Here is a 7,371-nt window from a genome sequence, read left to right on the forward strand (position 1 = left end):
ACTGCTCCCCGTAGGTGAGGCACCGGCCGTACTCGGGGGTCGCGAGCACGCAGATCCAGGCGAGCACGGTGAGGGGCCTTGCCGGTCTCGCGCTCGGCCTCGTCCTCCTCCGCCGCCGGCTCGGGCTCGGGGACGGGCAGCACCTTCAGGTACGCGCGCAGCGTCTCGGCGGCGATCCGCTCCAGGGAGTAGCGGGAGCGGGCGCGGTCGCCGGCGGCGATCGAGTAGCCGTGCAGGGTGGTGTCCTCCGACAGCAGCTGCCGGATCGCCCGCCCGATCACGACGGGACGTCCCGCCGGGACGTGGATGCCGGTGATGTGGTCCAGGACCTCGTCGGCGTTGCCGCCGACCGGGGTCGCCACCACCGGGACGCCGCAGGCCATGGCCTCCAGCGGCGCCGTCGGGGACGGCTGGTGCGGGGCCAGGCAGAGCGCGAGGCTCGCGGTCCGCAGCAGCTTCGGCAGGGTCTTGCGGGGCAGCCGCCCGAGGAAGATGACCCGGTCGGCGACGTGCAGCTCCTTGGCCAGCAGCCGCAGCCGGTGGACGGCCGAGTCGTGCTCCAGCTCCTCGCGCTCCGGGCCGCCGGCGACGGCCAGCTCGGCGTCGGGGACGTGCACCAGGGCGCGCAGCGCGGTCTCGACGTCGGCGCCGAGGTCCTCGCTGACCATCACCAGGCGGGACCGGTCGCCGTGCGGCATCGCCGGGCCGACCTGGGAGAAGTGCTCGGAGTCCACGCCGTAGGGGACGATCGCGACCGAGGGCCGCGGGACGCCCGTCCGCACGACCGCGGTGGCCTCCTCGGCGTGCCCGGCCAGCACCAGGTCGGCGTCGCGCCCGATGGCCTTCTCCAGGCGGTCGCGGTGCGGGTGGACCTGGCGTCCGGCCTGCCGCTCGACGGCGGCCACGCCGTGGTAGCTCTGCACGAAGGGGATGCCGAGCTCGCGGGCGACGGCGCAGGCGGCCAGGCCGCCGATCCAGCCGTGCGCGTGCACGATGTCGGGGCGCGCCGATCCGGACCAGCGGCGGCGCAGGCCGTCGGCGAAGTCGCGCAGGTGCTGGAGCAGCTCGTCGTCCGACAGCGGGCGGGCGGGCCCGGCGTCCAGGTTCACCAGGGCGGCGCCCGGCGCGAGCCGGACCCGGCCGCGGGCGGACCGGTCCTGGCGGCGCGTGTAGACCGTGACCTGGTTCGGCTCACCGTCGGCGACCAGCGGACGGGTGAGGGAGCGGGCGAGATCCCGGACGTGGACTGACTGCAGGTGCTCGCCGTCAAGGTCGGAGGCGGACACCAGAGCGATGTGAAGCGGGCGATGCATGACGGATCCTCCGGGACTACACAGGGGAAGCTCGGAGGTATCTGCGTCGTAGACACCTGCTCGGTCAGTTTCCTATCCCTCCCCCCTCTCCGTCAAACCTGACGAATCGGAATACCTGCCACCGAGACCGTCCGCACGGCGCTCACCTGCGGCGAAACTTCTGCGACGGATACGGATGACGCACCGCGCGGGGCCCGGGCCCTGCCCTCGGCTAGGTTCGACCCATGAGACCCGGTGACGTCGTCGACGACTTCGAACTCCCGGACGAGACGGGCGAACCGCGCACCCTGAGCGGCCTGCTGGCCGAGGGCCCGGTGGTCCTGTTCTTCTACCCGGCGGCCATGACCCCCGGCTGCACCGCCGAGGCCTGCCACTTCCGCGACGTGGTCGCCGAGCTCGCGGAGGCGGGCGCCCGGCCGGTGGGCATCAGCGCCGACCCGGTCGGCAGGCAGAAGGAGTTCGCCGACAAGCACTCGCTCGGCTACCCGCTGCTGTCCGACCCGTCCGGAGAGGTCCGGGCGCGCTTCGGCGTCAAGCGCTCCGTGGCCCTCATGCCGACCAGGCGCCAGACCTTCGTCATCGACACCGACCGCCGCGTCCTCGCGGTCGTCAAGAGCGAGGTCCGCATGAACGTCCACGCCGACAGGGCCCTGGAGGCCCTCAGGGCCCGCCGCGGCTGACCCCCGCCGCCCCGCCGGTCAGCGGACGATCGGCAGGGTGATCGAGGAGGGGTGCCCGGGGGCGTGGAAGATCTCCTGGTCGGCGGTGAGCATCTCGGTGGCGGTGCCGATCGGGGCGCCGGTGCCGGGGTTGCGGGCGACGCGGGGGTAGGCGCCGCTGGCCACCTGCACGCGGACGCGGTGCCCGCGGCGGAAGCGGTGGCCGACCGGCCAGAGCTCGACGGCGACGCGGCGGACCCCGTCGGGCCCGGGCTCGGGGGTGCCGGGGACGAGGCGGCGCATGCCCTCGCACAGGTTGAGGGACTCGCCCTCGGGGGTGACGTCGCAGAGCCGCACGACGAAGTCGGTGTGCTCGCGGTTCGAGCGGACGTGCAGGTCGGCGGTGACCGGGCCGATGACCTCCATGTCCTCGTCCAGGACGCCCGAGGTGTAGGTCAGCACGTCCCGGCGGCGCTCCAGGCGCTTCTGGTCGGTGGAGGGGTGCGTCTCGCCGAGCAGGGTGGGGCCGCCGAGGAACGGCGTGGGGTGGTTCGGGTCGTAGCGGTAGGCGTCGGGATCGGACTCCGGCGGCTCGTCGGGGGACAGGGCGCCCGCCGGGTGCAGGTGCCAGCGCTCCTCGCGCATGCCGGGGACTGGCCAGTCGGGGAACTCGCGCCACTCCTCCGCGCCGGTGACGAAGAGGCGGACGGGCTGCGAGCGCAGGCCGGACGGGTCGTCCAGCAGGTGGGCGCGAAACCACGCGATCGCGTCGGCGACCGAGCCGCGCATCATGCGCTGGTCGGCGTGGAACCAGGGGCCGATCGTCAGGTAGGGGCGCCGTCCGGCGGCGCGCAGCGCCGCGTAGTCCTTCATCTGCCAGGGCAGGAAGATGTCGTACCACCCGCCCGTCATGTTCACCGGCGCGGTGACATGGGAGACGGTGGTGCTGAAGTCGCGCTTGTCCCAGAACGGCGTGTCGGGGCCGTTGACGAGCAGGTCCTGGAAGAAGCGCTGCTGCTCGCCGGTCGCGAGCCGGTCGAGCTCGGCCAGCGGGCGTCCCGACAGGGTGGCGCGGCGGGCGCGGCGCGGCGACATGATGCCGGTCGTGATGCCCGACAGGGAGTTCTTCATCCGCGCGGTCAGGTCGACCCAGATGAGCGCCGACTCCAGCGCGAAGGTGCCGCCGACGTTGACGGCGTCCCGGAAGGTGGACGCCGTGACCTGCATCGACAGCGCCTTCAGCTCGGGTCCGGCCTCGGCGGCGACGGCCCACTGGACGTAGCCGAGGTAGCTCGGGCCGTGCATGGCGAACGTGCCGCCGAACCACGGCTGCGAGGTCAGCCACTCGATGGTGGCCAGGCCGTCCTCCCGCTCGTCCAGCGCCTCGAAGACGCCGCCGGACCCGAAGCCGCCGCGCACGCTCTGCACCACGGCCTGGAACCCGTGCGAGGCGAACCCCTGCCCGCACATGAGGCCGAACGGCCCGCGCCGCCCGTAGGGCGAGCGGACCAGCACCGTCGGCGCCTTCTCGACGCCGGCGGGCGAGTACCGGTCGGCCAGCAGCGTCACGCCGTCGGCGGCCGGCACCTCCAGGTCGCGTTCGACCGTCACCCGGTGGGGGCCGTTCCGCAATCCCAGCGCCGTGACCCCGAGCCGGCGCATCATTCCCACGCCTACCACTCGATCGATCGTAACCGGCAGGTCCCCGGTCCCCGGAGCCAGATGTGCCGTGATGTGCCTCGCAGTGCCTCCGGTCTTCACTACGATCAGGGACTCGTAACACGCAAAAGGGATATTTCAAACGGGCGGCGCCGTGCCTTCCCGGACAGAGGAGGAATCTTCAGCGTCATGGCTGACCTGGGCGATCTGAGCTGGCATCGGGTTGTGGGGGCCGCCGCCGTGCTGGTGGCCGCGGTCGCGATCGCGGTGGTCCTGCGGCTGCTCACCGGCCGGCTGTTCAGGCGGGCGGGCGACACCCGGTGGACATGGGACGACCTGGCCGCCCGCCTGATCAAGGACCTGGCGGTGCCCGTCTCGGTGCTGCTCGGCCTGTGGGGCGCGGCCAGGGCGCTGCACCTGCCGGACGGCACGCTCGCCGTGATCGCCAAGGCGCTCACGGCCGCCGCCATCCTCATCGTCTCGCTGGCCATGGCCCGCCTGATCGCGGGCTCGGTCACCTCGATCGCGATGGTCCGGCAGGGCGTCGCCGGCAATGTGACGATCTTCGCGAACATCACCCGGGTGCTGGTGATCGGCGTCGGCGTCCTGGTGATGCTGCAGAGCCTCGGGATCTCGATCTCGCCGCTGCTCGGCGCCCTCGGCGTCGGCGGTCTCGCGGTCGCCCTCGCCCTCCAGGACACGCTGGCCAACCTCTTCGCGGGCGTGCACGTCCTGGCGTCCAAGACGATCGAGCCCGGCGACTACATCAAGCTCAGCAGCGGCCAGGAGGGGTACGTCGTCGACATCAACTGGCGCAACACCTCCATCCGCACGCTGTCGGACAACATCGAGGTCATCCCGAACCAGCGGTTCTCCGACACGATCCTCACCAACTACCACCGCCCCGCCGAGGACATGTCGCTGCTGATCCAGGCGCGCGTGGCCTACGAGAGTGACCTGGAACGCGTCGAGAGCGTGGTCGTCGAGGTCGGCCAGGAGGTCATGAACGAGGTGCAGGGCGGGGTGAAGGACAGCGAGACGCTGGTGCGCTTCCACACCTTCGGCGACTCCTCCATCGGCTTCACCGTGATCCTGCGGACCGACGAGTTCGGCGACCAGTTCCGCCTGAAGCACGAGTTCGTCAAGCGGCTGCACCGCCGCTTCGCCAAGGAGGGCATCGAGATGCCCTACCCCCGCCGCCAGATCATCCTGCCCGACGGCGAGGGCGTGCACGGCCTGGTCAGCGGATGAACCGGACGTCGGGGTGGCGGGGCGACGGGCGGTCGAGGACCGGGCGGTGCCGTCCGAGCAGCGCCCGGTCGAAGAACGCGGTGACGTAGGCCCGCACCGAGGCCGTCATCCGTTCGGGGTCGACCGTCCCGACGAGGGCGGTGCGGTGCTCGGCGGGGATGTGGAGCTCCCCGTCCAGCGCCGGGAGGATCGCCTGGACGTCGGTGTAGGAGTAGTGGCTCGCGGCGGGAACGTTCAGGTCGCGCTTCCACCCGGTCGAGCGGTTCCAGAACGACGTCCACGACGGGGTCGTCAGGTGCGTCTGCGGGGAACCGCCCGTGGCGGCCCCCATCAGCATGAACGGGCGGTCGAGCCCGGTCTCGGCGACCCGCACGAAGTCGTTCTCCGCGTACTGCATGGTGCCGTCCATGTCGATGCCCGCGTCCACCCGCGGGTCGGTGCGCATGGCCTCGGCCGCCTCGATCCCGCCCGCGGAGTGCCCGACCATGCCGACCCGGGACAGGTCGAGCGACCGTCCGAGGCCGCTGGGCAGCGCCCGCCCCTCGGCGTCGGGGTTGCGGCCGGCCTGGAGCGCGGCGAGCCGGTCGAGGACGAGGCGGGCGTCCTTCACGCGCGCGTCCAGCCCGGTCTTCAGCCGCTCCGGCCCCTGCGTGGGCATGCGCTGGAGCTCGACGCGCCCGCCGGGGAACTCCACGGGGGCCGTCTCGTAGGTGTGGTCGACGGTCACCACCACGTACCCGCGGCTGGCCAGCTCCTCGGCGATGGTGGTGCCGAGCGCGCGCGGGACGCCGAACCCGGGGGAGTACAGGACGACGGGCCGCGGGCGCCGGGCGTCCGCGGGGGCGCCCTCGGCGGCGTGGGTCCGGGTGCCCGCCCAGTCGACCGTCCCGGCTTTGAACACGCCGAGCGCGTCGACCTCCGAGAGCGCCTTGGCGACTCCCGGACGCAGGTACGGCGCCTTCGGACCGGAGGCCCCGGTGGCCGGATACCAGACGCCGACCATGAGCTCGCGCGTCCGGCCGGGCACCCACGGGTCGGCGCGCCCGGCGTCCACGAGGTGAAGCTCGGTCGTCCCGACGGCCTGGTGCGGGCCCGTCGGGCGGGGCAGGCCGAACGTGGCGGGCGCGGTGGCGGCGGTCTTCGTCGCGTGGGCGGAGGTGCCGCACGCGGACAGGGCGAGGGGCAGGACGGCCGCGGCCGCGAGCAGGCGGCGGGGCATGGATGATCGCATCGCCCCAGCCTCCCGGCCGCGGCCCGCTTCCGATCATGGTCGAACGGCCGCCGCGCACCCCGACCTTCGTCAGGGGCGCACGATCGGCATGAGGACCTCGTCGACGATCGACGCCAGGTCGTCGTCGGTGATCGGGCCGCCCTCGGTGAGGTTGCCGTACACCATCACCGCCGGGCCCACGTTCGCGATCTGCCGGGTGGCGGCCTGCGGCCGGATCTCCCCGCGCGCGGCGGCCTCGCGCAGCGCCTCGTAGAGCAGGTCGCGGACGGGCTTGGAGAGCCGGTCGCGCACGACGTCGTGGATGAGGCCGACGCCCTCCTCGCTCTCCTCCTTCAGCATCCGGAACGCCGCCCCGCGGCAGGCGATGAGCGTGTCGCGCAGGCAGCGCAGGATCTGCAGCATGTCCTCGCGCACCGACCCCGTCCGCGGCGCGGTCGGCGGCTCGGGCAGGACGTGCTTGAGCGCGTCGGTGATCAGCTCGTTCTTGGACCGCCAGCGCCGGTAGAGGGCGGCCTTGCCGGTGCGGGCGCCGTTGGCGACGCCCTCCATGGTCAGCCCGCGGTAGCCGACGGCCTCCAGCTGGGCGAACACGGCGTCGAAGATCGCGGCCTCCAGGTCGCCGCCGCGGCGGCGGGTGGCCGCGGGCCCCGGGTCGGCGGGGGCGCCGGAGTCGGTACGGGTCACGACACGATCCCGAAATTAGTGAACGCTAGCGTTCTCTTTTGCGTGCATCGGTGGTACGTTCCCCACATAGTGTACTTCGCCGTTCCTTATTTCTGGGAAGGTTCGCCTTGACCGCAGCCAGCGGGCGGACGGCCGCGACCCGGGAGTCGACACCTCCCGGCGCGGCCGCGCCGCCCCTCCATCATCGTGCAGGAACCGTCCTCGCCGTCATCGTCGGCTGCCAGCTCATGATCGGCCTGGACACCTCCGTCGTCACCATCGCGCTCCCGGACGTCCGTGAGGGCCTCGGCCTGACCACCGGGGGCCTCGCCTGGATCCAGAACTCCTACATGCTCGCATTCGGCGGCCTGCTCCTGCTCGGCGGGCGCGCCGGGGACGTGTTCGGGCGCCGCCGCGCCTTCACCGCCGGGATCGTGCTGTTCACCGCCGCGTCGCTGGCCGGCGGGTTCGCGGACGCGGGCTGGTGGCTGCTGGCCGCCCGCGCCGCCCAGGGCGTCGGCGCCGCCGTCGCCGCGCCGCGCGCCCTGGCGCTGATCGCCACGAACTTCGAGGGCGCCGCCCGGGGCCGCGCGCT

General features: G+C 73.1%; 7 protein-coding genes. 3 read left to right on the plus strand and 4 right to left on the minus strand.

The features are described from left to right. Positions 1-1,313, minus strand: a 1,313-nt coding sequence (locus AB0K37_RS38975) for a glycosyltransferase (protein ID WP_363990369.1), incomplete at its 3' end; no start/stop codon positions are given. A gap of 224 nt (positions 1,314-1,537) precedes the next feature. Between AB0K37_RS38975 and AB0K37_RS38980 the strand changes: the two genes are divergently transcribed. Beyond that, positions 1,538-1,993 carry a peroxiredoxin gene (locus AB0K37_RS38980; RefSeq protein ID WP_363990372.1) on the plus strand — a complete coding sequence of 152 codons (456 nt, stop codon included), beginning with the start codon at positions 1,538-1,540 and terminating at the stop codon, positions 1,991-1,993. 18 nt (positions 1,994-2,011) lie between these two features. Here AB0K37_RS38980 and AB0K37_RS38985 read toward each other — a convergent pair whose 3' ends face one another. Then, positions 2,012-3,652, minus strand: a complete 1,641-nt coding sequence (locus tag AB0K37_RS38985; RefSeq protein WP_363990375.1) for a CocE/NonD family hydrolase — start codon at positions 3,650-3,652, stop codon at positions 2,012-2,014. A gap of 168 nt (positions 3,653-3,820) precedes the next feature. Between AB0K37_RS38985 and AB0K37_RS38990 the strand changes: the two genes are divergently transcribed. Next, positions 3,821-4,882, plus strand: a complete 1,062-nt coding sequence (locus tag AB0K37_RS38990) for a mechanosensitive ion channel family protein (protein WP_363990378.1) — start codon at positions 3,821-3,823, stop codon at positions 4,880-4,882. Here the strand turns inward: AB0K37_RS38990 and AB0K37_RS38995 are convergent. Then, positions 4,872-6,113: a lipase gene (locus AB0K37_RS38995; protein WP_363990381.1), complete on the minus strand. Its 1,242-nt coding sequence runs from the start codon at positions 6,111-6,113 to the stop codon at positions 4,872-4,874. The two genes, AB0K37_RS38990 and AB0K37_RS38995, sit on opposite strands and share 11 nt — an antisense overlap. 69 nt (positions 6,114-6,182) lie before the next feature. Beyond that, positions 6,183-6,797: a TetR/AcrR family transcriptional regulator gene (locus AB0K37_RS39000; RefSeq protein ID WP_363990383.1), complete on the minus strand. Its 615-nt coding sequence runs from the start codon at positions 6,795-6,797 to the stop codon at positions 6,183-6,185. 107 nt (positions 6,798-6,904) lie between these two features. Here AB0K37_RS39000 and AB0K37_RS39005 point away from each other — a divergent pair. Next, the coding region (locus tag AB0K37_RS39005; protein ID WP_363990386.1) for an MFS transporter at positions 6,905-7,371 on the plus strand (467 nt) is incomplete at its 3' end.

The sequence above is a fragment of the Actinomadura sp. NPDC049753 genome, assembly GCF_040674655.1.
Taxonomy (GTDB): Bacteria; Actinomycetota; Actinomycetes; order Streptosporangiales; family Streptosporangiaceae; genus Spirillospora; species Spirillospora verrucosospora.

Coding starts and splice junctions, on each gene's coding strand:
- AB0K37_RS38980 (WP_363990372.1), top strand. CDS start 1,538: ATGAGACCCGGTGACGTCGTCGACGACTTCGAACTCCCGGACGAGACG.
- AB0K37_RS38990 (WP_363990378.1), top strand. CDS start 3,821: ATGGCTGACCTGGGCGATCTGAGCTGGCATCGGGTTGTGGGGGCCGCC.
- AB0K37_RS38995 (WP_363990381.1), bottom strand. CDS start 6,113: ATGCGATCATCCATGCCCCGCCGCCTGCTCGCGGCCGCGGCCGTCCTG.